This is a genomic window from Arthrobacter dokdonellae (assembly GCF_003268655.1).
GTDB lineage: Bacteria > Actinomycetota > Actinomycetes > Actinomycetales > Micrococcaceae > Specibacter > Specibacter dokdonellae.
This window is the reverse complement of sequence record NZ_CP029642.1, coordinates 4,176,458-4,198,548: the sequence shown is the minus strand read 5'-3', so window position 1 is coordinate 4,198,548 and position 22,091 is coordinate 4,176,458. Positions and strand designations below refer to the sequence as shown.

The 22,091-nt window shown below is 63.6% G+C and carries 25 protein-coding genes and 1 tRNA gene; 15 read left to right on the top strand and 11 right to left on the bottom strand.

The features are described 5' to 3' along the window. Nucleotides 1–32 precede the first annotated feature (32 nt). The 3 genes from DMB86_RS18705 to DMB86_RS18695 all read right to left on the bottom strand — a co-directional run bounded on the left by DMB86_RS18705 (nucleotide 33) and on the right by DMB86_RS18695 (nucleotide 2,198). The gene (locus DMB86_RS18705; RefSeq protein WP_129545600.1) at nucleotides 33–932 is read right to left on the bottom strand and encodes an RcpC/CpaB family pilus assembly protein; all 900 of its coding nucleotides are present in this window, start codon (nucleotides 930–932) and stop codon (nucleotides 33–35) included. Between the two features lie 148 nt (nucleotides 933–1,080). Further along, nucleotides 1,081–1,422, bottom strand: a complete 342-nt coding sequence (locus tag DMB86_RS18700) for an FmdB family zinc ribbon protein (protein WP_113719106.1) — start codon at nucleotides 1,420–1,422, stop codon at nucleotides 1,081–1,083. Nucleotides 1,423–1,568: 146 nt separating this feature from the next. Beyond that, the gene (locus tag DMB86_RS18695; RefSeq protein WP_171814567.1) at nucleotides 1,569–2,198 is read right to left on the bottom strand and encodes a 5-formyltetrahydrofolate cyclo-ligase; all 630 of its coding nucleotides are present in this window, start codon (nucleotides 2,196–2,198) and stop codon (nucleotides 1,569–1,571) included. 95 nt (nucleotides 2,199–2,293) lie between these two features. Here DMB86_RS18695 and galU point away from each other — a divergent pair, with 95 nt between their 5' ends. The 4 genes from galU to DMB86_RS18675 all read left to right on the top strand — a co-directional run bounded on the left by galU (nucleotide 2,294) and on the right by DMB86_RS18675 (nucleotide 5,793). Next, a complete protein-coding gene (galU, locus tag DMB86_RS18690; RefSeq protein WP_113719104.1) occupies nucleotides 2,294–3,196 on the top strand; it encodes a UTP--glucose-1-phosphate uridylyltransferase GalU in 903 nt (300 codons plus the stop codon). 5 nt (nucleotides 3,197–3,201) lie between these two features. Further along, complete coding sequence (locus DMB86_RS18685) at nucleotides 3,202–3,819, top strand: GNAT family N-acetyltransferase (RefSeq protein WP_113719103.1); 618 nt, start codon at nucleotides 3,202–3,204, stop codon at nucleotides 3,817–3,819. Between the two features lie 207 nt (nucleotides 3,820–4,026). After that, the gene (locus DMB86_RS18680) at nucleotides 4,027–4,875 is read left to right on the top strand and encodes a hypothetical protein (RefSeq protein WP_113719102.1); all 849 of its coding nucleotides are present in this window, start codon (nucleotides 4,027–4,029) and stop codon (nucleotides 4,873–4,875) included. A gap of 111 nt (nucleotides 4,876–4,986) precedes the next feature. Beyond that, a complete protein-coding gene (locus DMB86_RS18675; protein WP_113719101.1) occupies nucleotides 4,987–5,793 on the top strand; it encodes an SDR family oxidoreductase in 807 nt (268 codons plus the stop codon). Between the two features lie 33 nt (nucleotides 5,794–5,826). Here DMB86_RS18675 and DMB86_RS18670 read toward each other — a convergent pair whose 3' ends face one another. Beyond that, complete coding sequence (locus tag DMB86_RS18670) at nucleotides 5,827–6,264, bottom strand: VOC family protein (protein ID WP_113719100.1); 438 nt, start codon at nucleotides 6,262–6,264, stop codon at nucleotides 5,827–5,829. Between the two features lie 139 nt (nucleotides 6,265–6,403). Between DMB86_RS18670 and DMB86_RS18665 the strand changes: the two genes are divergently transcribed. Continuing rightward, nucleotides 6,404–6,476: transfer RNA gene (locus DMB86_RS18665), tRNA-Ala, on the top strand. 173 nt (nucleotides 6,477–6,649) lie between these two features. Here DMB86_RS18665 and DMB86_RS18660 read toward each other — a convergent pair. The 4 genes from DMB86_RS18660 to DMB86_RS18645 form a co-directional block, all read right to left on the bottom strand. Beyond that, nucleotides 6,650–7,843 carry a tyrosine-type recombinase/integrase gene (locus DMB86_RS18660; RefSeq protein WP_113719099.1) on the bottom strand — a complete coding sequence of 398 codons (1,194 nt, stop codon included), beginning with the start codon at nucleotides 7,841–7,843 and terminating at the stop codon, nucleotides 6,650–6,652. Continuing rightward, on the bottom strand, nucleotides 7,840–8,055 hold the full coding sequence (locus DMB86_RS21700; protein ID WP_113719098.1) for a helix-turn-helix domain-containing protein: 216 nt from the start codon (nucleotides 8,053–8,055) through the stop codon (nucleotides 7,840–7,842). The genes DMB86_RS18660 and DMB86_RS21700 overlap by 4 nt, the downstream gene beginning before the upstream one ends. A gap of 1 nt (nucleotide 8,056) precedes the next feature. Beyond that, a complete protein-coding gene (locus DMB86_RS18650) occupies nucleotides 8,057–8,305 on the bottom strand; it encodes a helix-turn-helix domain-containing protein (RefSeq protein ID WP_113719097.1) in 249 nt (82 codons plus the stop codon). A 121-nt stretch (nucleotides 8,306–8,426) separates the two neighbouring features. Further along, nucleotides 8,427–8,621 carry a hypothetical protein gene (locus tag DMB86_RS18645; protein WP_236783348.1) on the bottom strand — a complete coding sequence of 65 codons (195 nt, stop codon included), beginning with the start codon at nucleotides 8,619–8,621 and terminating at the stop codon, nucleotides 8,427–8,429. A 347-nt stretch (nucleotides 8,622–8,968) separates the two neighbouring features. Between DMB86_RS18645 and DMB86_RS18640 the strand changes: the two genes are divergently transcribed. Then, nucleotides 8,969–9,463, top strand: a complete 495-nt coding sequence (locus DMB86_RS18640; protein WP_113719095.1) for a hypothetical protein — start codon at nucleotides 8,969–8,971, stop codon at nucleotides 9,461–9,463. On the opposite strand, the gene DMB86_RS18635 is transcribed toward DMB86_RS18640, so the two are convergent. Then, a complete protein-coding gene (locus tag DMB86_RS18635; protein ID WP_171814565.1) occupies nucleotides 9,417–9,740 on the bottom strand; it encodes an ArsR/SmtB family transcription factor in 324 nt (107 codons plus the stop codon). The genes DMB86_RS18640 and DMB86_RS18635 overlap by 47 nt on opposite strands. Before the next feature lie 251 nt (nucleotides 9,741–9,991). Between DMB86_RS18635 and DMB86_RS18630 the strand changes: the two genes are divergently transcribed. The 3 genes from DMB86_RS18630 to DMB86_RS18620 all read left to right on the top strand — a co-directional run bounded on the left by DMB86_RS18630 (nucleotide 9,992) and on the right by DMB86_RS18620 (nucleotide 12,784). Further along, nucleotides 9,992–10,978 carry an RNA polymerase sigma factor gene (locus DMB86_RS18630; protein ID WP_171814564.1) on the top strand — a complete coding sequence of 329 codons (987 nt, stop codon included), beginning with the start codon at nucleotides 9,992–9,994 and terminating at the stop codon, nucleotides 10,976–10,978. A 154-nt stretch (nucleotides 10,979–11,132) separates the two neighbouring features. After that, nucleotides 11,133–11,681, top strand: coding sequence for a hypothetical protein (locus DMB86_RS18625; protein WP_129545598.1), 549 nt, complete (start codon nucleotides 11,133–11,135; stop codon nucleotides 11,679–11,681). Nucleotides 11,682–11,749: 68 nt separating this feature from the next. After that, entirely contained in the window at nucleotides 11,750–12,784 is a 1,035-nt protein-coding gene (locus DMB86_RS18620) for a C40 family peptidase (RefSeq protein WP_129545597.1), read from the top strand. A gap of 243 nt (nucleotides 12,785–13,027) precedes the next feature. On the opposite strand, the gene DMB86_RS21695 is transcribed toward DMB86_RS18620, so the two are convergent. Together DMB86_RS21695 and DMB86_RS18615 are read right to left on the bottom strand one after the other, a co-directional pair. Then, entirely contained in the window at nucleotides 13,028–13,675 is a 648-nt protein-coding gene (locus DMB86_RS21695) for an MAE_28990/MAE_18760 family HEPN-like nuclease (protein ID WP_171814563.1), read from the bottom strand. A 6-nt stretch (nucleotides 13,676–13,681) separates the two neighbouring features. After that, nucleotides 13,682–14,785, bottom strand: a complete 1,104-nt coding sequence (locus DMB86_RS18615) for a DUF262 domain-containing protein (RefSeq protein ID WP_113719090.1) — start codon at nucleotides 14,783–14,785, stop codon at nucleotides 13,682–13,684. A 191-nt stretch (nucleotides 14,786–14,976) separates the two neighbouring features. Here DMB86_RS18615 and DMB86_RS18610 point away from each other — a divergent pair, with 191 nt between their 5' ends. Genes DMB86_RS18610 through DMB86_RS18590 form a run of 6 tightly spaced genes read left to right on the top strand, consistent with a single transcriptional unit; the run spans nucleotide 14,977 to nucleotide 22,084 of the window. After that, complete coding sequence (locus DMB86_RS18610; RefSeq protein ID WP_129545596.1) at nucleotides 14,977–15,267, top strand: hypothetical protein; 291 nt, start codon at nucleotides 14,977–14,979, stop codon at nucleotides 15,265–15,267. A gap of 9 nt (nucleotides 15,268–15,276) precedes the next feature. Continuing rightward, the gene (locus tag DMB86_RS18605; protein WP_113719088.1) at nucleotides 15,277–16,797 is read left to right on the top strand and encodes a type IV secretion system protein; all 1,521 of its coding nucleotides are present in this window, start codon (nucleotides 15,277–15,279) and stop codon (nucleotides 16,795–16,797) included. After that, nucleotides 16,790–18,250, top strand: coding sequence for an SCO6880 family protein (locus DMB86_RS18600; protein ID WP_129545595.1), 1,461 nt, complete (start codon nucleotides 16,790–16,792; stop codon nucleotides 18,248–18,250). Before DMB86_RS18605 ends, DMB86_RS18600 begins: the two co-directional genes overlap by 8 nt. Further along, complete coding sequence (locus tag DMB86_RS20675) at nucleotides 18,247–19,707, top strand: ATP-binding protein (protein WP_171814562.1); 1,461 nt, start codon at nucleotides 18,247–18,249, stop codon at nucleotides 19,705–19,707. Before DMB86_RS18600 ends, DMB86_RS20675 begins: the two co-directional genes overlap by 4 nt. Next, the gene (locus DMB86_RS18595; RefSeq protein ID WP_171814561.1) at nucleotides 19,707–21,527 is read left to right on the top strand and encodes a type IV secretory system conjugative DNA transfer family protein; all 1,821 of its coding nucleotides are present in this window, start codon (nucleotides 19,707–19,709) and stop codon (nucleotides 21,525–21,527) included. The genes DMB86_RS20675 and DMB86_RS18595 overlap by 1 nt, the downstream gene beginning before the upstream one ends. Continuing rightward, entirely contained in the window at nucleotides 21,524–22,084 is a 561-nt protein-coding gene (locus DMB86_RS18590) for a hypothetical protein (protein ID WP_113719085.1), read from the top strand. The genes DMB86_RS18595 and DMB86_RS18590 overlap by 4 nt, the downstream gene beginning before the upstream one ends. The last annotated feature ends 7 nt before the right edge of the window (nucleotides 22,085–22,091 follow it).

Here is a 22,091-nt window from a genome sequence, read left to right as displayed (position 1 = left end):
GTGCGGCTGCGCGGAGCGCGGCCCATGCCCCGTCATTTCACCAGGACCAGAAAGATCTTGCCCTGGGCCGAGGCGCCCGCGAGCAGGACCGCCTGCTCCTCCGAGGCGGCAACGACCACCAGGCCCTCGGCATCCTGGGCCGGGAGCAACCCGCCGTTGGGCGCGGCAAGCGCCGGCGTCCATAACACGGCCACCGAGCGGGCCAGCACCTCGTTCTGCACGGGTCCGTCCACGCCCTTGCTGGCGCTGAGCACCACGTCGACGAGTTGGCCCTGGTGGAGGAGCTGGACAGTGGTGGGATCCGTGAGGCGGACAGGGACCGCCTGGGTGCCGACGGCCGCCCCGACCAGAAGTCCGTCGCCGAGAAGCGCGGCGTCGGTCAGGACTTCGCCGCGGCGCACGGGGCCGGAGAGCCTCGAGCCGACCCAGCCCGGCACTGAGCGGTCGATCCGCCCATCTGACGTGCTTCCCGGCGGACCGCCGTCAGCCAGGTCCGAGGCGCCGTCCGCCGCTGGAGCGACGGGAGCGCCGTCCGCCGCCTGAGGGACTGGAGCGACGGGAGCGCCGTCCGCGACGGACGCCGGCAGGCTTCCCTCAGGCACCATGGACGGGCTGACGGCCGCCGGCGCGAGATCAGTTTGACGCAGGGTGTGACCGGCCGGGAGATCGCGCGCGGCCACCATCACCGGGACGGTGGCCGGGGGAGCGGGTGTGAGCTGCTGGACGGCCACCGCAGCCGCGGCGCAAAGCAGTAGGGCCGCGGCGAGCCGGCGCCGCCGCCGGAGCAGGCGCCATAATCTTTCGCCCGGTGAGGCGGGGCGCCCGCGCACAGACCATGCCGGGCCGCGCGCCGCGAAACGGCCGGGCGCTGCGTACTTCGGCACGCGGGAGTGTGGCTGGCTGCCCCGTGCGGGGCTGGTGGATGACCTCATGTGCCCACGGTAGGCGCCCGCGCCGCGCTGTGGCCGGCCGGGACGCCGGAATGTGGGCAGCCCTCACGGGCGGGGCGGCTGTGCAGGGATGAAGCGGGAGCCGACCGACGCTGTGCGCGCGGGAGCCGCCTTGAGGTGTGCGGAGGCGCTAGCTCGCGACCGCCGCGGGTGCCTTGGACGGGACGGCGCTTCCAGAGCTCGTGCCCGACGCCGAGCCCGTTGCCGAGGCGGCAGCCGGTGCCGGGGCCGCCGAACCGGACTCGGACCCGGAGGCGCCGGAAGCACTGCCGGCGGCCGGAACGGTGCTGGAACCGGAGCGCGAGTCGGTGCGGTAGAAGCCGGAGCCCTTGAAGACCACCCCAACGGAATTGAACTTCTTACGCAGCTTTCCACGGCATGCGGGGCAGACGGTCAGGGAGTCGTCACTGAACGACTGCTGGATGTCGAATGCGTGGCCGCAGTCTTTGCAGGCGTAGGCGTAAGTGGGCACTGGTTTCCTCCTGGATGCATGCTTTGGGACCGCGGTTGCCGTCACAGTGGCTTGTGCACCGGCTGGCAGTCCAAGGTCCCGAGTGCCAATTCTAGCACCGCTTACCATAACACCCGGGCACCGTAACATATTACACCGGACGCCCTTCACTGTTCCGGAGTCTCCGCCTTGCTCCAGCCGCCGGGAGTGACGAGCCAGGCCACCGGCCGGTCGAGCACGTCGTGCGGGAGGGCGCCCTGGGGGAACACTTCCTGTTCATGGACGACGGCGGCAGTGGGCACCGCCTGCGTCCCGCCGTCCGCGGGGGACGCCAGTGCCGCGAGGAACCGGTCGTAGTACCCCCCGCCCTGGCCCAGGCGCACCCCGGCAGAGTCGACGGCCAGGGCGGGCAGCAGCAGCCCGGCGACCGCTCCCAGGCCGGCAAAGGGCAGGCGTGGCCCCGTCGGTTCCATGACGGGCGCAAATTCGCTCAGGGCCAGCCCGGTGCCCGGCGTCCATTCGGTCCAAGAGAGCTGATTGCCGGACTCGCAGACGGGCACATATACCCGGTGCCCTGCGCCGACCAAGGCCTCCAGCAGCAGGCCGGTTCCCGGCTCGCTGCCGGAGGAAATGTAGGCGCAGACGGTGGCGCGGACGTCGGCGCCGCACAGCTGCGCCACCCACCCGGCCCCGGCGGAAGCCAGGCCGACGGCGGCGAGGTGACGGGCGTCGTCGTCCATGGACAGGCGGGCGGCGCGCAGGCGGGACCGCCACTGGGACTTGGTGGTGGGGGGCATTGACATTCCTCTGCGTTGGGGTGGTGCGCGGTGCCATGCCCAAGTTAGCAGGGCGCGGAGCGGAAAAGGCCACATCGTCCGTTAGCCTTAGGACCATGACTGATGTTTCTCGCGTACGTAAAGCCGTCATTCCCGCGGCCGGACTGGGGACCCGCTTCCTGCCGGCGACGAAGGCGATGCCGAAGGAAATGCTTCCAGTGGTGGACAAGCCCGCCATCCAATACGTCGTGCAGGAGGCCGTCAGCGCGGGCCTGGTGGACGTGTTGATGATTACCGGACGCAACAAGCGCGCCCTGGAGGACCACTTTGACAGGGTCCCGGTGACGGAGCAGCTGCTGGAGGCGAAGGGCGACACCGAGAAGCTCGCGGCGATCCAGCACGCCACGGACCTGGGCGAGATCCACTACGTCCGCCAGGGCGACCCCAAGGGACTGGGCCACGCGGTGCTGCGGGCCAAGACCCACGTGGGCAACGAACCCTTTGCGGTGCTGCTGGGCGATGACCTCATTGACGAGCGCGATGAGCTGCTGACCACCATGATCGACGTGCAGGCACGCACCGGCGGGTCGGTCATTGCGCTGATCGAGGTGCCAAGGGAGAAGATTTCCGCCTACGGCTGCGCCGACATGACCGTCATTGAGGGCGAGGACTACGTCCGGGTCAACCACCTGGTGGAAAAGCCGGCCGTCGAGGACGCGCCGTCGAACTTGGCCGTCATTGGCCGCTACGTGCTCCACCCGGCCGTATTTGAGGTCCTGGAGAACACCGCTCCGGGGCGTGGGGATGAAATCCAGCTCACGGACGCCCTGCAGACCCTGGCCACCCGTGAGGGCGAGGGCGGGGGCGTGTACGGCGTCGTGTTCCGGGGCCGGCGCTACGACACCGGCGACAAGCTCAGCTACCTCAAGGCCGTGGTGACCCTGGCGTGCGAGAGCGACGACCTGGGCCCGGACCTGCGCGACTGGCTGGGCGAGTTCACCGCCGAGCTCGCGAAGTAGCTTCCGTGTGGGGCCAGGCTATTTGGCCTGTGACGCTGGAATCCGGGGATCTGGTCCTGCGCCCCATCAAGCTCCGCGACAAGGCGGAGTGGACGCGGGTGCGCGCGCGCAACGCGGCCTGGCTGCAGCCATGGGAGGCGAGCAATCCGGCCGGCCAAGGGGAGCTGCCCAGCTTTGGCGGCATGGTCCGCGCGCTCAACGAGCAGGCGCGGGCGGCCTCGGCGCTTCCCTTTGTCATCACCGAGCGGGTGCCCGGACGCTCAAGGCCCGTCATTGTGGGGCAGCTGACCGTGTCCTCGATCATGTGGGGATCGGCCATGATGGCGACGCTGGGATACTGGGTGGACCAGGACCGGGCCGGCCGCGGGATTGCGCCGACTGCGGTGGCCATGGTGACCGACCACTGCTTCCGGACCTTGGGCCTGCACCGGATGGAGATCAACATCCGGCCCGAAAACGGCCCGAGCCTGCGCGTGGTGGAAAAGCTGGGCTTTCGCGATGAGGGACTGCGCCCGCGGTACCTGCACATCAACGGGGACTGGGCTGACCACCGCAGCTTTGCCCTGACGGCGGAGGAGGTGCCGGGCGGCCTGCTCAGCCGGTGGCTGGGCAGCCTGGCGTAACTGTGCGGCGTAACTGTGCGGCGTAATTGGGCAGCGGTAATTGTTGGGGCACCTCGCGACACACCGGCAGTAATGCCGGTGGCTGCATGTTTGCCCTCTAGGGTTGAACTGTGGAAGCGCCGCCGCCGGGCTTCCGCGCTTTTTGGTAGTTGTTGCGACTGCCACGCCGCAGCCGGCACGCCAGAACAGCAGTAGCAGGAGACGTCAATGGAACGCACTATTTCCGACGCCCACACCCACGTGGAGCCGGAACGCCCGTCCGCCGCGCCCGCTTCCGGACCTGCCCCGCTCACTATTTACTGGGGCCGCACCGCGGTGGCCGCGGCAGGCCTGCTTGCGCTCCTCACCGCAGCCATCTCCGGAGCCCTGAACGTTTTCAACATCGGTTTTCCGGCCCTGTCCTGGGGCGCGCTGGTGGTTTTCCTGGCGGTCCTGGCCGGATTGCGCGCCATGGCCGTCCGGGACCAAAATGCCCGCCGTGCCGCCGCCCGCGTGGCAGCTGAACGTACGACGGCGGACGCGCGTTCCGCGGCATCGCCCGGTCCCGCCGTGGAACAGCGGGAAACAGTATTGTTTGACCGCGCCTCGGGTGCGTTTGGTGCCTCGGGTGCCGACGCCGCGCCGGCGCAAAAGCCGCTGACGGCCGAAGAACTGCGCAACGCGGCCCTGCGGGTTGCCGCGAAAGGCACCGCCGACGCCAAGCTCGCACACACGCAGACCCTCGCCGAGGGCGAGCTCTCGGCCGAAACGTGGGAGCCCGTGGAAGTGCCCAAGCCCGGCTACGTCACCGCCGCCCGTGCCGCGGCCGCGGCCGCCCGCCCGCTTGCCGTGCCGGAAGTGCCCAGGTCCGCCGGGACGTCCATCAAGGCCGACCAGGCTGGGATCGGTGTGCCCGCGGCTGAGGCCGAGGCGCCGGCGCGTGCCGTTGCGCCTGCGGCCGTCGCGGCCACCGAAGATGGCAAGGCGGAGGAGGACCCCGCTGCTTCCGCCAAGCCGGACAACGCCGGACACGCGCTGAACAACCTCGACGTCGTCCTCCAGCGCCGCCGCGCCTAAACCCGGGCCGCGACCCCTGACACCGGTGGTCGAGCAGCGAGTTCTGCGAGCGCGTCGAGACCTGCCACCCGCCCTATTCTGTTATTCCCCCTGCGAGGGTAGCCTCGAGCCATGGTGCTGATTGCTGTTGCGGGAGGAACGGGTACCGCTGGCCGGGCCGTGGTTGCGGACGCGGTGGGCCGCGGGCTGAGTGTCCGGTCGGTGAGCAGGCATGTTCCCGCGCCGACGGATCCCCGCCGTGTGGCCGGTGCAGACTACGTGGCCGCTGATTTTCGCACGGGCGACGGCGTCGCGGGCGCGCTGGCCGGCGTCGACGTCGTAGTGGAGACGCTCGACGCGCGGACGGGACCGTCGTTGAAGGCGCTGCCGGCAACCTCTGTGGCCGTGCTCGCTGCGGCCCGGCGGGCCAAGGTTGCGCATTGCGTGTTGCTCACCATTGTCAACGCCGCCGAGTGCTCCATGGGCTACTACCAGGTGCAGGCGTCGAGGGCGCGCAGCTATGAGTCGTCGGGGATGGCCACGACGGTTGTCTACGCGACGCAGTTCCACAACCTCGTCGCCGGGTTGTTCTCCGCGGGCGCGAAGGTGGGCATCGTTCCGGCGTTCTCTGGTGTGTCGTTCCAACCGATTGCGACGGCGGACGTGGCGAGGATCCTGGTGGACGAGGCAACAGGCGGGCTGGATGCACGTGCAGAACCGCATCGCTCCGTTCAGGCCGGCGGACCGTCGGTTTGGTCCATGCGGGTCCTGGCGGAACAGTGGAAATCCACCACGGGACGCCGCGGAGTGATCACGCCGATGCCGTTGCCTGGTTCCTTCGGAACGTTTCTGCGGGCGGGCAGGAACCTGGTCCCGGACGCCGCCGTCGGACGTATTGAGTTCAATGATTGGCTGACCGAGCAGAAACAGGCAAAGTGACTGGGCCCGTTTGACCCGGTCGTTGAGCTGGCCTTACCCGCTGGTTGAGCTTGTCGAAACCTTCGCTGCGAACAATTCCAACGCGATGTTGTCGGGGTCGCGAAACTCCACAATGAGGCCGCTGCCGATGTCCTTGATGCCGCCATGGTCAACGCCGAGACCGTCGAGCAGATGGATGGCGTCCTCGAGTTCGGCGGGGGAGCCCACGGCAAGGCTGAGATGGTCCAGCCCGGTCCGGTCTTCGTCAAAGGCATCCGTGGAGACCGGTCGGAGACCCAGAAGGGTATAACCCAGGTCGTAAATGACACCGCCGTGGAGGAATGCGTAGCGACCCTGATCTTTTGCCGGAGTGCCCGCCGGCATTTCGATGGCGACGGGCCACGCAAAGATTCCCTCATAGAAGGCACGCGACCGGTCGATGTCGGTCACGGTCAGGCGGATATGGTTGACGGAGCTGGTGTTGATGGCCATGGTTGCATCGTCCCACCAGACGCCGATCGGCGCCAGCGCCCAACGGGGATGGCCTCATGTAGCCCCTTCAGCGGGTCGGTTTGGAATCTCCGGCGGTCAGGGCTTAACCTAGAAAAGCTGACGGCGTTACAACCGTCACGGGGCTATGGCGCAGTTGGTAGCGCGCCTCGTTCGCATCGAGGAGGTCAGGAGTTCGAATCTCCTTAGCTCCACCCCGAAAGCCCTCTGACCTGCGGAAACGTTGGGTCGGAGGGCTTTGCTTTTGCCGAAAATTGAGGAAGCCCCCGTTTACCCCTCGAATTGGGGTGAAAAACTATGGCCAAGCGGTGGCGACAGACGACAATCTTTGGGACAGGTGCCTATTACGGACGGAGCTTCCGACAGCCTAATTGTCGAGTTCCTCCGGAGTTTCCTGCTGTGCAAACTTTTGAAGTGCATCCGTGAGGTCGGGCGTCTCCGAAGCCTTGGCAATATAGTGCTTCTCCGTGATGGCTGTGCCCGAGTGCCCCAGCTGGGCGGACGCCTGTTTCGAACTGTATTCCTGGTCGATGAGCGTGGCGACGGATTTTCTGAACACATGCGGCGTAACCCACTCGTAGGCCGAACCGGCACGGGCGTCCCGCCATTGCCGCCTGAAATTGTGGGGGCTTCGAACGGTGCCGGTTGAAGATGGGAACAGCATGTCTTCGGGTTCCGGACGCTCTTCGTGGATTTTCTTCTTCAGGGTGGCAACCGCAAACGGTGGCAGCTTTACCGTCCTAAATCCAGCGTTGGTCTTCGGGTGGTCCTGACGATAGGTGCCTCGGCTCTTTTCCATAACGACAGTTCCGGAGATGGTGATCGTTGGTGGCGTTGCATCCAGATTGATGTCCTGCCATCTGATGCCCAAGACCTCACCGATTCGGGCGCCCGTTGCGAGGAAGATGTCCAAAACGTCCAGGAGGTCGGAAGCCCTGGGCCGGCCCTGGTGGTCGGGGTCTGCCTGCCATTTGGTGATGACGGTACGAAGCTTCTGAACGTCTGTTACCGTGAGCGCTTTCACTTGTTTGGTCTCCAGCCGTATTGAATCAACATCCCGAATTGGATTGCGCCGCAATGCATCATGCCGGACGGCCAATCCGATCATTCCGGTGAGAACGATCTTCGAATGCCGCGCGGTTGTCGGATGGTCCAGCGCAACACTCTTCAGGAAGCGATCAAGACGACTGGTAGTTAGCTCGTTCAGGCGAAGGCTGGACAGAGCCGGCGCTATCACCCGACTATATGTGTCCTTGTAGCCGTCAACGGTTCTTCGGCCAGCTCGGCCATTGGTTTCGATTTCGGCGAACCAGAGGAGACTGAGCTCGGACAGCCGCATAGTGCCGGAAATGTCGGAGTCAACGTGCTCCTGACGATCCTTGAGTTGGGTTATCAGTGTCCGTTCTGCGGCTGCGCCTGTATTGCCCCAGGCTTCGACATCCCGGGTGACGCCGTCTGTGTCACGGTATCTGGCCCTTGCCCGCCAACGTCCACTGGACAATTTTTGGCGTCGTATTTTGCCCCACGAACCGAGGGGCAGCGGTGGCCGGGGCGGCATCATGCCTCCAAATGCTCGTACACCCAGGTCTCGAAGTCACTGCGAATGATGCGCACGTGCCTGCCGACTTTGTGGGCCCGTGGTCCTTGGCGGTTAACCCGCCATTGGTAGAAGGTCTGTTTCGGGATGTGCAGGATGTTGCAAACGTCCCGTGGCGATAGCCACTCCTCCGCCTCCGTAGCCGGAGGCGGATTGAGAACTCTGCTCGTCAACATGTTATGGCTCAGCGTTCAGAGGGACCGAAGTGTGGCTGGCTTCAACATGGGATTGCAGCCACTCATCGAAGTCACGGCGATCAATGCGCAGGTGGCGGCCAAAACGATAGGCGCGCGGCCCGACTCCCTTCACCCGCCACTGGTAGAAGGTCTGAAGCGGAATCTGCAGCTCCTGGCAGATTTCCGTCGGCGACATCCACCTGGTGGTTGTCGCGTCAAACCCGCTTTCCTGGTCTGTGTAGGTCGTCATTGCCGCCCCTTTCCTTCGCGATTGCCTGCCGCGTGGCGGAAGCAATGGGTATTCGTAGCACTCTCATAGTTGGGAATGAGCCTTACAACCTGACCTAGAGCAGTTCGTCCCGCTGCGCACCTCAAATCTCCAGACCAAGGATTTGATGCGTCTGTGCCATTTCCTGGAATATCTCGGGCATGCTGGCGGCAAAGGCTGCTCCCTTGCGCCCATGGATGGCTGCAAGACGGTTAACGACTCCACGCTCCACCAGGAGTGTCAGTTCACGGAGGGTGGCCCTCCTGGAAATGCCCAAGGCGGAGGCGATCTCAGCCACGGAGCAAGGACCATTCGTTGCCAGCATGTGTAGGATGCGGCTCCGCGTGAGGTTCATCAAGATCGAGGGTTCCATTGAAAACACTCCCGGCGTATTGCAGTCGAGTCGCATTGGACCCGTCTATTCTGTGTAATTTACTCTCTCTATGTCCATGGTGTAAATGGCCTAAAACAACGTGACTGAATGCAAATTGACGTGGCGGGGTACGCCGTGGCCCGCGATCCTGAAGAGGTGGACCAACACGGGACGGCTTCTTGCGACGCCGGAAGCTGGGGACAATACTGGAGGAGACGAGGCGGTGCCGGGACATTCCGACCCGTCCAAGCTGTGATTGTGAGGAGCCTGGCATGGCCGCTGGACGCAGTGACGCCCCGGAGTCGCCGTCGCCCCAGGTGGCCCTTGCAAGGCGCCTGAACCTGCTTCTGGATGCTGCCGCTGAAAAGCGGGGTGAAGCGGTCACCTTTCGCGAGGTCAAGGACAAGCTGGCCGAACGCGGGGTGGCCATGTCCCGCGCGCGCTGGTTCTACATGAAGGACGGCACAGGCGCCCTGGTCAGGGACAAAAAGGTACTGGGTGCCATATGCGAGATTTTTGACGTGGACCAGTCCTTCCTGCTGGACATGGACTCCGATGAGCTTCCGGAGAGTATTCAGGCCAGGCTTGAATTCGTAAAGGCCTTGCGGGCATCACGCGTACAGGCTTTTGCTGCCCGCACTTTGGCAGACGTTTCGCCGGATACGCTTCAGGCCATTACCGAGTTCCTGAATCGCGACATCGCGGCTCATGTCGCCGGTGTTAGCGCTCAGTCAGGTAGCGAAGGTGGGCTTCCAGAAGTGCCTTGATTCCCTCGGGGTTGGCTGAATAGCGCGGCGCGCGGCCGTGCCGGCGCCCCGGTTCGACGTCGGCCACCACGGCGCCGGCGTCCTCCAGGAGCACCAGGTGCTTGGCTACGCTGGCCTCACTGGCACCCACATTGGCAACGATGTCGCCCCGTGAGGCCGGCCCGTGCTCCAGCAGGTAGCGGATGATTTCAGTGCGCGCCAAGTTGCCGAAAGTGGACACGGCCACTTCGACTTCCTGGGGCCAATCCTTGGCAACCGGCCGCGTTATTCGAGGCATGCCTTCATTCTGCCCCATAGTTGTCAACAAGTTAAGAGTGACCCCTTGACAATATATCTTTGACACTCGCACACTAGTCTTACGACATTTCGAGCAGGGCCGCGCTGGACCAATGATTGAACCCAAGGGCCTGCTGACTCCGGCTCCGGCCGGCACGATTCTGCCGCCGCCACGGTGGCCCCAGGACCGCCCGCACGACAACCGCCAAAGGTGCCGTGCTTGCTATCCAATCAACGCGCGAAGCGGTGATCATGATGGGTCCACGGACCAATGAAGAAGTTGAGGCATCAGTAAGCAGAACGATAGACACGTCCCTCACCCGGCCGCTTATGCCGGACATTTCCGTTGACCAGCTGATGCGAGCCGTTGAGGGCGTCCGTCCCTACGTGGGGTCGCGGCTGGCACGCTATGGTCTGGTCCAGGACTTGAATGATGTCCTGCAGGACATCCGTATGGCGGCGTGGGACGGGAGCCTGCGTGGAAGCTATCACGCATTTCCTGATGTGAAATTTGACGCCTGGGTGCAGGGGATTGCCTGCAACCTGTGCGCCGACCACCTCCGCCGGTCCTTCGCCAAGCAGACCGTTCCGCTGGTGGACTGCCCAGTCCACGGCTCCCACGAAGTGGCAGACCTTGCGACGAACCGCCGCCGGGACCCGGTCAGCGAAGCGGTCACGGGCGGCCTCTGGGCGGCAGACATTCTGCGCATCGTGAAGGAACACGTAACCCCGGCCACGTGGGAGTTGGCCATGGAGAGCCTGTTGCGCAAGTCGAATGGTGGGGACGGCGGAGAGGTCCGTGTCGCCGACAGCAAACACTGGCATGCGCTCACCATGGTTCGCCAGATGGCCGTGACCGTCCGGAACGCCAAGGACGTCGATCCCGAGATCGTGGTAGATCTGGAATCGCTGCGGACCGCATCAATTGCGTCCCTGCCGACACCGCTGCTCCAACTCATTGCCGAACGGGTCGTCGTGACCGCGGTTCGGGGCAAGGATCGTGCCGCCGTTGGTGCCGTCGTCGCGCAGGAGTCCGGTGTCAGCAGCCGGTACGTCGAAGTCCAGGTCGGCCTTGTGCGCAGCATGGTCCGGGCAGCTGAGCAGATTCTGCGAGCCGGCACCGGCATCAAGGGCTCTGTCATCCCAACCAGCACCAAGCGACCAGCCAAGGCAGCATTGAAGGTTCCGGATTGCACAGTGACGGGCCGCAGCCATGTTCGCGAAATCGCTGCATCGTAGGCGACCACGCGGCCGGTTTCGCCGGTGGGTCTTGCTGTTCGTCGCTGCCGCAGCTATCGCCGGCATGGCGGCCGTGTTATCGATCAGGGCACCCGGCGCCGCTACGATTGTCAGCGGCCTTACGCCGGCCAGCACGGCCACGACAAATCCTCCTTTGCGGTCCCCAGTGGCGGCGGAGCGCCCGACGGCGGCCAGCCCGCCGTCGCCTGCCACCGCAGTCCCGTCGGGGCAACCGTTCACCCTGGACTTCCGCAAGTTGGCCGCTGCGGCTGCCCGGGCTGTCTACACCTGGGACACGCGCACAGCCACATACTCCCAGACGTACGGGCGGCTGCGCAGCTGGTGGCACGTGCTCCCGGATGGCTCGAATCCGCTGACGGTTTTCGCGCAGCAGTTTGAGGCCACGGGAACCAATGCCGCAGCCTATGCCTCATTGACAGGCTCCAAGGGCTATCGAACCGCCAGTCTCGTGAACTCGTCATGTGACGGGCAGCTGGCACAATTCGTCCAGCACCCTCCACCCTGGGCCGGGATGCACGTCTGCACTGTCACGTTAGCCGTGGCCGAGCACGCAACCTCGGGCACCAACAACTACACCGCACCGGTCAGTGTCATCCTCAATTGCCCGCCCGCCGCGACGGCACCAGCAGATCGCTGCGACATGGTGGCCTTCTATGCCGCGCCCGACAGGATCGTTTACTGATGCCCGCCCCGGCAGTGATCCTGGCCATGGTCAAGAAACGTGCAGCCCTCCGACTTGCTGGAGCAGCGTTGGGCGCACTGGTGCTGTGCTGCATCATGGCGTTTTGCGGGTCAATGGCCCTGATGGCCGTAGCGGCCCAAGGCCCGACGGCGGTGTGCACGGTTGCCGTCGGCGGACCTGGTACAACTTTGACCGTCGCCGTTCCCGGCGGGGCCTCGATCAGTTTCAGCCCGTTCCAGGTGGCAGTGGCCCGGTCCTACATTGCCGTCGGCCGTTCGCGGTCGGTGCCCGACGACGGCATTGTGATCGCGCTAATGATGGCGATTCAAGAGTCCAACCTGCAAATGCTGGCCAACCCGGCCGTGCCAGCGTCCATGAAATATCCCCACGACGGCGTCGGGAGCGACCACGATTCCATCGGCAGCGCCCAACAACGCCCTTCCGCCGGCTGGGGGAGTGTCCCCCAGCTCATGCAACCTGCTTACAACGCCGAAGCCTTCTATGGCGGGCCCCAAGGGCCCAACCATGGCCCACCGCGAGGACTGCTGGATGTTCCGGGCTGGCAACAGATGGACAAAGGCGCTGCGGCGCAAGCCGTCCAGGGATCGGCCTATCCAGAGCGGTACGCCCAGTGGCAACCCGTGGCAGCGCAAATTCTCAAGAGGCTTGAATCTCCCACTGGTCCAGTGGCGTGCGGCACCGCCCAGCCAGATTCCGGACGGCCAACTCTTCCCGCCGACCTAAGCCAGCTCAGACGCAACATCCTCGCCTACGCCCAAGAAGGTGTCGGCGGGGCCTACGTCTGGGGAGGCTCGGCCTTCAAGGCCTGGGACTGCTCCGGCTACGTCCAGTGGGTCTACCGCCAGGCCGGCATCACGCTCCCGAGGACAGAGCAATGGGCCGTCGGAACACGAACCGCGAAACCGCAACCAGGCGATCTCGTCGTGCAGAACCCTGATGGCCCAAACCACTGGGCCCACGTCGGCATCTACGCCGGCAACGGCATGATGTACAGCGCGCTCAACCCATCCGTTGGGACATTACTGCATCCTGTGAATTGGAATGTCGGATCAGCATACTTCCGCGTTCTCTTTGAACATTGATGGCTCAAATTTAACCTGGTTGTCCTTTCCATAGAATCCGACAACGATCCGCAGATTGACGTGGATAGAACTCGCGGTACAGTATCCATTTCTATCTTTTGATGTTTATTTATCCTCAAATACAAGCAAGGGTTCGTCGTGGAATCCAAGCACAAAGACATGGCTAGTTTCCATCGAATTATTTGTAGGCGACTCGTGGTACTCAATTAAATTGATCAGATCCTTTTCCGCGAATCCAATCTCCTAATGTTTCAGGTAATATTCACATATGGCGGCGTTCAAAATTTCATCGCCTATGTAAGAAATAATTTCTAAAATCAAGTCACGTATAGTTTCCCAGTCATTTATCGTTACCACGTCGTCATTCCCGTGTGATATGGCATTCCTTGTTAGTACAAGGTCCGTGTCAATCAGGGATAATGTGTCGTCGTACTTGGACGGTATCGATATAGAAATGAAATTTATGAGTGTTCTGAACCTCTTTGAGGACAGGTTCGACATAGTGTCGATGTCTCGTGAACTTCGAGGAAACCTTAACCGATTAGGCTCTTGATTTCGAAGATCCCTTATGATGTCAATGTGATGAATCCCGAGGCCGTCGCTATGAAATTTTCCTAATTTATTTCGGAAAATAAAAGCAACAATTGCCTCATTTAGCTGATTTGCTGACAGGCATTGGCAATCAACAAAGTTCAAATAGAAGAAGATGCATTCTTTGACGAAACCTTCCCAATGGGCGTAAAGAACGGCTAGTGATCCCCGAAGAACTGCGCGCTGGGGTTCCCCTTGGAGATCGGATATAACTAATGATAATGAAGTTATCTCTTTCTTTCGCCATCCTAAATCATTGTCGATGCGCTGGCTCAATTCTTCGAGTGTAGTTGTGCGCATAACTATCTACCCGAAGAATTCGCGAGCCCACGGAACCACTGTGACGATTCGGGTCGTGCCACGGGTCCCGGCTCTCGTGTTCTGACTGAATTCGGTATCCTGCCACATCTTTTGTATTCGAATGCGTAGTTCGGCGGGCCGATCGGCCCATTGGGCAAGATTATTCAGTACTCCTAAGGTGATGGCTTCGTACGCAGATACTGAGAAACTGCGGACATGCTTTCCGTTCCCGTCGGTCCCTGGCAGATACTTTCTAAAGGTGTCGTCTCCTAGTGCTGTATTAAGTGCCCTGAAAAGTGTCTTGAATGTTTCACTGAAGGCTTCCTTGTTAAAGTCTCCAAGCAGGAGGTCTTGGAGTTTAGTGGTCACGTATTCGTCCACTGAGTCCATGGCACGCAGTTCTTCGTCGCTACTCGCCCAGATTGCTATAAGTCTGCAAACGAGATCCAAATCGTACTGTTGATTAGTTTTTGCGTCACTGATTGCGGTACAAGCGTAAAAATCTTCGTTGTTCGCGAGGTTTTGGATCCATGTAAGTGAGCTGCTGTCGGCAAGTAAAAGCTGGACGTTTCTGATTTCCTGAGTTGAGGCTTGCTGACCGCCCGAATTTAGGCGATCAAAGAGTTCGTATTTTGTTCTTTCATCACTTTCCGGAAGGAGTACGCGGATATCGATCTTGCTTCTTTTAAATGAAAGGCGTTGTGACGTGCTGAGGCTCTCCGGTTGTCCTTCGGTGTATATAATTCCGTCTAGGCTTGGAAGGAATTTTGTGCTAGACAGTTTCGCTGGTGAAAGTATTTCACCTGTAGATTCATCGCGAAGTATGCCCATGAATTCAAATATTGTCGAGCAGCGTTGCAGGCCGTCTATTACTTCCCAGACGCCATTCGAATTTTGCATTACAAATATTGATGGAAGCGGTATTCCGAGAAATATGCTCTCAATTAGCCGTGCTTTTTGATGATTATTCCACCGAAAGAGACGTTGAAACTCCGGCCTAATTACCAATTCCTGATTTTCGTAGAGGCTGGCGAGTTCTCCAATTGACATGGCCAGAGAGTCTGATCGGACGGTGTTTCGGCCTGCGTCAATTTCTTCCTGCAAAGACATCTTTTCGCCATTTCTGTTCAGGGACTGATCGGTAGGGTGTGGCAACAACGACCTAGCTGAGTTGAGTCTAGATGAAATCACGAAGGACCAGCCTTTGACGACGAGCGGTCAGGTAGTTTCCCCGCTCACTCACCATGAAGCAAGTGAACATACCGTCCACGCATGTGGACAAGCACCGAATGGAGTTCACGATGTTGTACATGGCAGCGGTGGATCCGGGGATCACCCCGAACACCAACTTTCCTTTTCTTGAGTCACTTAAGCAGATCGGCGGCGGCATCCTGGTCGGCGCATTCATCGTGATCGCCATCGTGGCGATCATTGGCGCCGCGATGCTGCTGGCCGGCAAACTGAGCCAGTCCTCTCGGCTGGCTTCCGGCGGCGGCATGATTTTGCTCTGGACGGGGCCAGTGGCCGCGATCCTGGGCGGGATCAACGGCTACATCCTGTGGTCGCAGAACGCGTTCAACCTCGGTTTCTAGGCCGGGGCCATGCTACCGATGGTCAAATGCGGGGCCGGCGGCTGGTGGCCGCCCGGCTGCGGCATTGTGTCCCAGGCCAGCGACGATTTCGCCGCGTCCGTCACTGCCTATATCGCCGGCATTCTCGAGAACATGGCCTCGTGGATGTGGTCCTTCATCTCCGGCGCGTTTGGCGTGTCCAACATCGACGCGTCCGAATGGGCCATCGTCAGCGGCCTGACTAACTGGTGGATTGTCGTCATGATGACACCGCTCGTCGTCGTCATGATCGTCCAGCTAATCGCCGGACTTGTCAGCCAACAGCCGCGCCGCATCGGACGAGCCCTCCTCGGCGGCGCTCTAGCGGTCCCGCTAGTCTTTGTGGCCACCGGCCTCATGGGCAAGCTGTCCAGCTTCACCGACTCGGCCTCGACGGCGCTGCTGCAGACCCTCGGCACGGATCCCTACGTGGTGTTCATGCGACTCTTTGGCTTCCAACGTGCACCCGTCGGCTCCGGCCGGACCTGGGACGTGGTCTCGCTGAGCACCGGAACTTCTGCCGGGCCGGTCGGCGGGGTGGTCGTGACCGTAATCGCTGTGCTGGTCGTGTGGATCCTATCCTTCATCCTCATGTGCTCCATGATCTTCCGCTCCTTTGCCCTGATAGTCCTCGCCGCGGTGGCTCCGGTGGCACTCATGCTGCTGCCGTGGGAACGGACCAAGTCGTGGACCAGAATCTGGTGCGAAACGGTCGTCGCCCTCCTGATCGCCAAACCACTGGCCGCGACTGTCTTGGCCGTGGCCGTGAAGCTGTTTGCCAATTCGACGTCGTTCAGTGGGCTGGCGTCAGGCGCGGTCGGAATGGTCCTCGCCTGCGGCGCCCCCCTGATGGCCTTGAAGCTGGTCAGCTTTGCTGGCGGAGAGATCGCCGGGGCGGCACAGATGGCAGGCGGTGGCCACATCGCGAGCCGAGCGGGCTCATTCACCGGCCGCCAGCTCGGCCGGCAGTTCGGCGGGAAGTTCCACATGTCCGGGGTGGGCACCCATGGGCCAACGCCGGTTGCATCCACACACCAGACCAGTCATCTAGAGCCCAAGGAGGGGTGGACGCGAATACCCAACCCGCCCGGGACAACTAACCCAACGGCACGGGGCGGGGCTTCCGCAGGGACTTCGCAGCCGCACCCGGCCAAGTCGACGGCATGGCCCATGCCAGGGGCGGCACCTAAGGGTGAAGCGGCTTCTGGGCAGGGAAACAAGGCAGCGGAAACCCCGACTCAGCGCGAAACAGGTCGTCCGGCGACGCAGACCGCGGGGACGTCGCATGGTCCGACGACGTCGCGCTACCCAAGCAGGCCAAGCACGACGGCTGCCAGCCCGCCACCGCAGTCACCGGCTCCAACACCGATCAAACCGCCAGACCTTCTTGGCGGGCAAGACCGGACACCGCACGCCGCAAGTATGCCTCCGGCCACCAACCCGCCGGCTGTAGTCCCGCCGAAACTCCCACCGAACAAGGAACCCAGAAGCGGAGATGGCAACCATGTCTGAAGACACCCGCACACTGCAACCGGTCCGCTTCCCGCGCTATGAACGGCACGGCCTGTTCATGGGCCTGCAGTGGTACCAGCTCACACTCATCGCGGCCGGGACGCTGGTCGCCGTCGTTACTTCCGCAACGGGCGGGCCGGAGGCGTTCATCCTCACGGCGCCACTCTGGCTGGGCATCATCTTCTTCGGCGTGCTGCACTACGCCCGCATTCCCTACCCGGTCTGGGCCTACACGGCCTCCCTCTTCTTCCTCCGCAGTGTCCTGAACGAAACCCGCTATCTCGCGCGGCCCGAGCAGGCACGAAAAACAGGAACCATGGAACTTCCCGGCGGCCTGGGAAGCCTCGAACTCCGCCGCACAAGCAAGGGAGAGGCCTTCATGGTTGACCACACGGGCCACGAGGCCATCGTCGCCCTTCGCTGCACCACCAACTCATTCGCCCTGATGGATGGTGATGACAAGGCCTACGTCGTTCAGGCGTGGTCGCGGGTGCAGGCGGCCATGGCACGCCGCCCAGCCGTTGCCCGGATCGCCATCCAGGACTACACGGTGCCTTACCCATCGAGCGCCCTGCGTGCCTACTACGAGCGGGCAGTCCCGCCGGAGCGGATTGCTGACGCGGAGTGGGGCGACCAGTCCTACCTCGACCTGATCGAGGCTGCGGGTGCCTCCATGAGCCATGAGATCATCATGGCGATCGTGCTGGATACCGCGAAGGGACGCCGTCGGATCAAGGACGCCGGGGGTGGGATGGCCGGCCTTGAGTCTGTGCTCCGTTCCGAGGTTGAATCGTTCACCACTGGGCTAAAGACTCATGGTGTGGTTGTGACGGAGTGGCTTTCCGATGCGGCCGTTACCGCCGTCGTTCGGGGGTCCTTTGACCCGGCAGCCGTGGCTAAGTGGGCCTCCGCCACCCGTAAGGTGCTGCCGAAAGTGTCGGCCGGACCCATGGCCGCGGAGGAGCACTGGTCGTACCTGCGCACGGATTCCGGCTTCCACCAAACCTTTTGGGTGGCGGAGTGGCCCCGCCAGCTGGTCTACCCGGGGTTCTTGCATCCGCTGATTTACGTGGGCGATTTCCGGCACACCATTTCCCAAGTCATCCGGGCCGTCCCTACCGACCAGGCGCTGCGCGACATCCGCTCCTCGCAGGAGGCCCATGACACCCGGCGGCGCATCAACGCCCGCCTGGACCGGCCCCTGACGCGCGAGCAGCGGGCCGAGGAGGAGGAAGTCGCCCGGCGCGAAGAGGAAATTGTCGCCGGTCATGGGGATGTGCGCCCCGCCGCCTATGTAACTATTACCGCGGACACCCTGGACGGGCTGGCCCGGTGCCGGCAGGAACTCGAGTCCGCGGCTGCCGGCGCGTTCGTCGAGCTGCGGCTGATGGTCGGCCAGCAGTGGCCGGCTTTCATCGCCGGGGCATTGCCGCTGGGAAGGGGATTGAAATGAGCAAGCACGTGGGAACCGTGAGCATCGCCCCTGCCGGGGAGACCCATGACCAGCGGCAGGCACGACGGCGGAACGAGCGTTCCCTGGCGGCCTCACCCAAGCTGTCCTTGCGTGAGCTGCGGGCCCAACGCGCAGCCGAAAAAGGGGAAGCAGGGACGGAAGGGGATTGGGGCATCCGGGCCGGCGCCACCATGTGGGGTCCGCACCGGGCACAGCCGGCACCGCACCGGGCCTCGACGCTGACGATGGCCGCAGCCTATCCGTTCCTCACCGAATCCGGGCTCGGCCCAGAAGGAACGTATATTGGCACCGACCTGTTTGGTTCCGGCGCGTTCTGTTACGACCCCTGGGTCATGTATGACAAGGGCTTCATCAGCGGCCCGTCCATCGTCGTCATCGGCACAGTGGGCACGGGCAAGTCCATGTGCGGCAAGTCCCTCGTCACCCGATCCATCACCCTCGGACGCAAGGCCGCCGTGGCATCCGACCCGAAGGGGGAGTGGGTGCCAGTCGCCAACGCCATCCGCGGCGGCAAAGTCATCTCCGTGGGACCAGGCCGTACAGCGAGGGTCAACCCGCTAGACGCCGGCCCCCGATCCAGCGCGCTGTCCGACGCCCAATGGCACGCAGTGGTCAGGCAGCGCAGACGCCACCTGCTTGTCGCACTCGTCTCCCTCATGCGCCCCGGCGTCCCGCTGACACCGGTCGAACATACTGCCCTAGACATGGCCCTCTCCGACGCCGTTGCCGTCAACACCACACCCACCCTGCCCATGGTGCTCGAATACCTCCTCAACCCAACCCCGGCCACAGCCGCGCTCGTCGGACCCAATGGGGGGACCGGCGTCGGGCATTCCCTGCGGCGCACCGTCTCGGGCGACCTGGAGGGCATGTTTGATGCACCGTCCACGGTCGCCTTCGACGCGGACGCCCCGATCATGGTCCTGGACACCTCGGCTCTGATCGGCGCCTCGGAACAGGCGCTGTCCCTGGCCACGGTGTGTGGCGCCACGTGGCTGGAGGCAGCCGTGACCAACCCCGGCGGCGCCAAGCGCCTCGTGGTGTACGACGAGGGCTGGCGCATGCTCGCGGACCCCTACATGCTCGCGAAAATGAGCGAGCAATGGCGCCTGGCCCGCAGCTACGGCATCGCGAACCTGCTCATCATGCACAAGATCGCGGACCTCAACGAGATCGGCGACAGCACCAGCGGCCTGCGGCAAAAAGCCCTTGGCCTGCTCACAGAGGCGGACACCAGGGTCATCTACCGGCAAAAACACGACGCCATGCGCCTGACCAAGGAAGCCCTCGGCCTCACCGAAGCCGAATGCGAACACGTGGAAAACCTGCCCAAGGGCGTGGGCCTGTGGAAGGTTGGCAACCGCTCCTTCATCGTCGCCAACCAGGTCACCACCGACGAACTCGCCATCTTCGGCACCGACGAAAGGATGCTCTGATGCCACGCCGCCTCGACGACGGCAACCCAATGGTCTCCATCGGGCTCGCCGCCACCGCCGGCTACGTGGTCCTCGACCTCCTCGTGGAGGCCGCCGCCCACCTCGCCTACGCTTCCCACTGCGGCACCAATGCCCCTTGGGACTTCAACCCCACTGCACCGCTACTACTCCTATCGGGGCGGATGCAGTGGGCCCAACCAGGCGGGGCCACCTGCAGCATTGGGCCCGGGCAGGTGTGGCTCATCATCGCCCCCGCCCTCGCATTCATGGCCCTGGCAGCGATTGCAGGCACCCTCGCCTGGCACTCCTGGCGCCAATCCGGCGCCTGGCTCCGGCAGGACATTCTCAAGCGCGACGGCGTCGCGCGCCGTGCGGAGATCGCCCGCGAGTTCGGTGCCCGGGCCGCGCTCAAACGGGGCCGCTACACCCGACCAGGCACGAAGGACCCCATGGTCGGGGAGGTGTCCTGGACCATCGGCAAGTCCCGCGGCGTCACGGTGCACGTATCCACGGAGGAATCCCTCGTCATCCAGGGCGCACCCCGCTCCGGCAAGGGCCTCTACGTCATCATCAACGCCATCCTTGACGCCCCCGGCGCCGTCGTCACCACCTCCACCCGCGCCGACAACCTCGTCGTCACCATGAAGGCCCGTGCCACCAACGGCCGCCCCGTCACCGTGTTCGACCCACAAGGCATGTCCGGCCTGCCCTCAACCCTGCGCTGGTCACCTGTCCGTGGTTGCCAGGACCCTGACGTCGCCACCCGCCGGGCCCTGGTCATCTCGGCCGATGCAGCACTCAAGGGAGAGAATGCGGCTTGGCAGAAGCGCTCTCAGATTGTCCTGCAGTGCCTGCTTCACGCTGCGGCCTTGGACGGGGAGGGGGTGGCAGCGTTTCGGCGCTGGGCGTCCAACCCGGTGCTGGCCCGAGAGGCCCTGGACATCCTTGGCCGGCCCGAGGCCGCCCTGGGCTGGCAGGCAGACCTGATGGGTATCCTCCACGACGATCCCCGCAACACCTCCAACTCCTGGATCGGGGTGACCGCCGCCGTCGCGCCTCTGTCGTCGCCCAAAGTCCTGGCCGCCTTGAATCCGTTGGGGTCCGGCGAGCAGTTCGACCCCAAGGCCTTCATAGAGCAACGGGGCACCCTGTACCTGATCGGCACCAAGAGCGGCGCGTCCGCCGCCGGGCCGTATTTGTCCGCGCTGATCGACGACATCGACAACGCCGCCCGTGAAATGGCCTTCGTCGCGCCTGGCGGCCGGCTCGACCCGCCCCTCTCACTGATCCTTGATGAGATCGCGAACCTCTCGCCCTGGCCGGGACTCCCGGTAGTGCTGTCAGATGGCGGCGGCATCGGCATCTCCACCATCGTGGTGCTGCAGTCCCTCTCCCAGGCCCGGTCCGGCTGGTCCATGGATGAGGCCGCCACCATCTGGGATGCCGCCATCATCAAGGTCATATTCGGCGGCGGCTCCGACGAACGCGACCTCCGCGCCCTCGCCGGGCTCATCGGGGAACGGACCCTGACCTTCAACACCCGCTCCTGGTCCGCCCAGGGCAGGCAGGACGGTGAACAAATCCGAGAATCACCCGTCATCCCGCTCCACGAAATCCGCCGGCTCCCTGCCGGGACGGCCATCATGCTCGGACGCCGCAGCCGGCCCATCCTGCTGGACCTCCGCGAATGGCACAAACGCAAGGACGCGGCACAGCTCGGCCGGTCCAAGGAACAAACCGAGCTCGAACTGCTCACCGGACACCTCAAACGGCAGCACGACCAACAAGCGGCCATCACCGCAGACAACCAGGAGGCATGACCATGGACGACGAGGACGAATCCTTTGAATACGACGTAGCAAACGGCGCCGAAGACAACTTTGCGGAGCTGCTCTTCGGCTCCACGAAGGGACTGCGCTCCGAACGGGTGCCCATGACGTACCGCTGGCGGGACATGGACCCCCGCACGGCCAGCCACGTCTGGGACCACCTGGGCAAGTGGGTCCAGTGGCTGGTGGCAACGTACCACCTGACAAGTTCCGTGGTTCCGGACTGCTGGTGGCGGCACTCGGAAATCGTTGCCGAGCTCTACGCGCTCCAGCGGGCCGAGCAGGCGTCCTACACCGAGGACGACGGCGGCTTCGGACCCCTGGGTTTCCACGAACGGCTCGAGCACTGCATCGCCCGGCTGCGGGAGGAAACCAGGACGGCCGGCTGCGTCAGCCTGCAACACCACCGGGAACCGCCACAGCGCAGGCTGCCCAGCGACGGACCCGGAGGAACAACGCCACTCTTTGGTGGATCCGGGAACGGGCTGCCGACCCCGAACGAACCGGAAAAGGAAGGGGGCCAGGAACCGGGTCGTTCCGATTCCTGACCCCAGC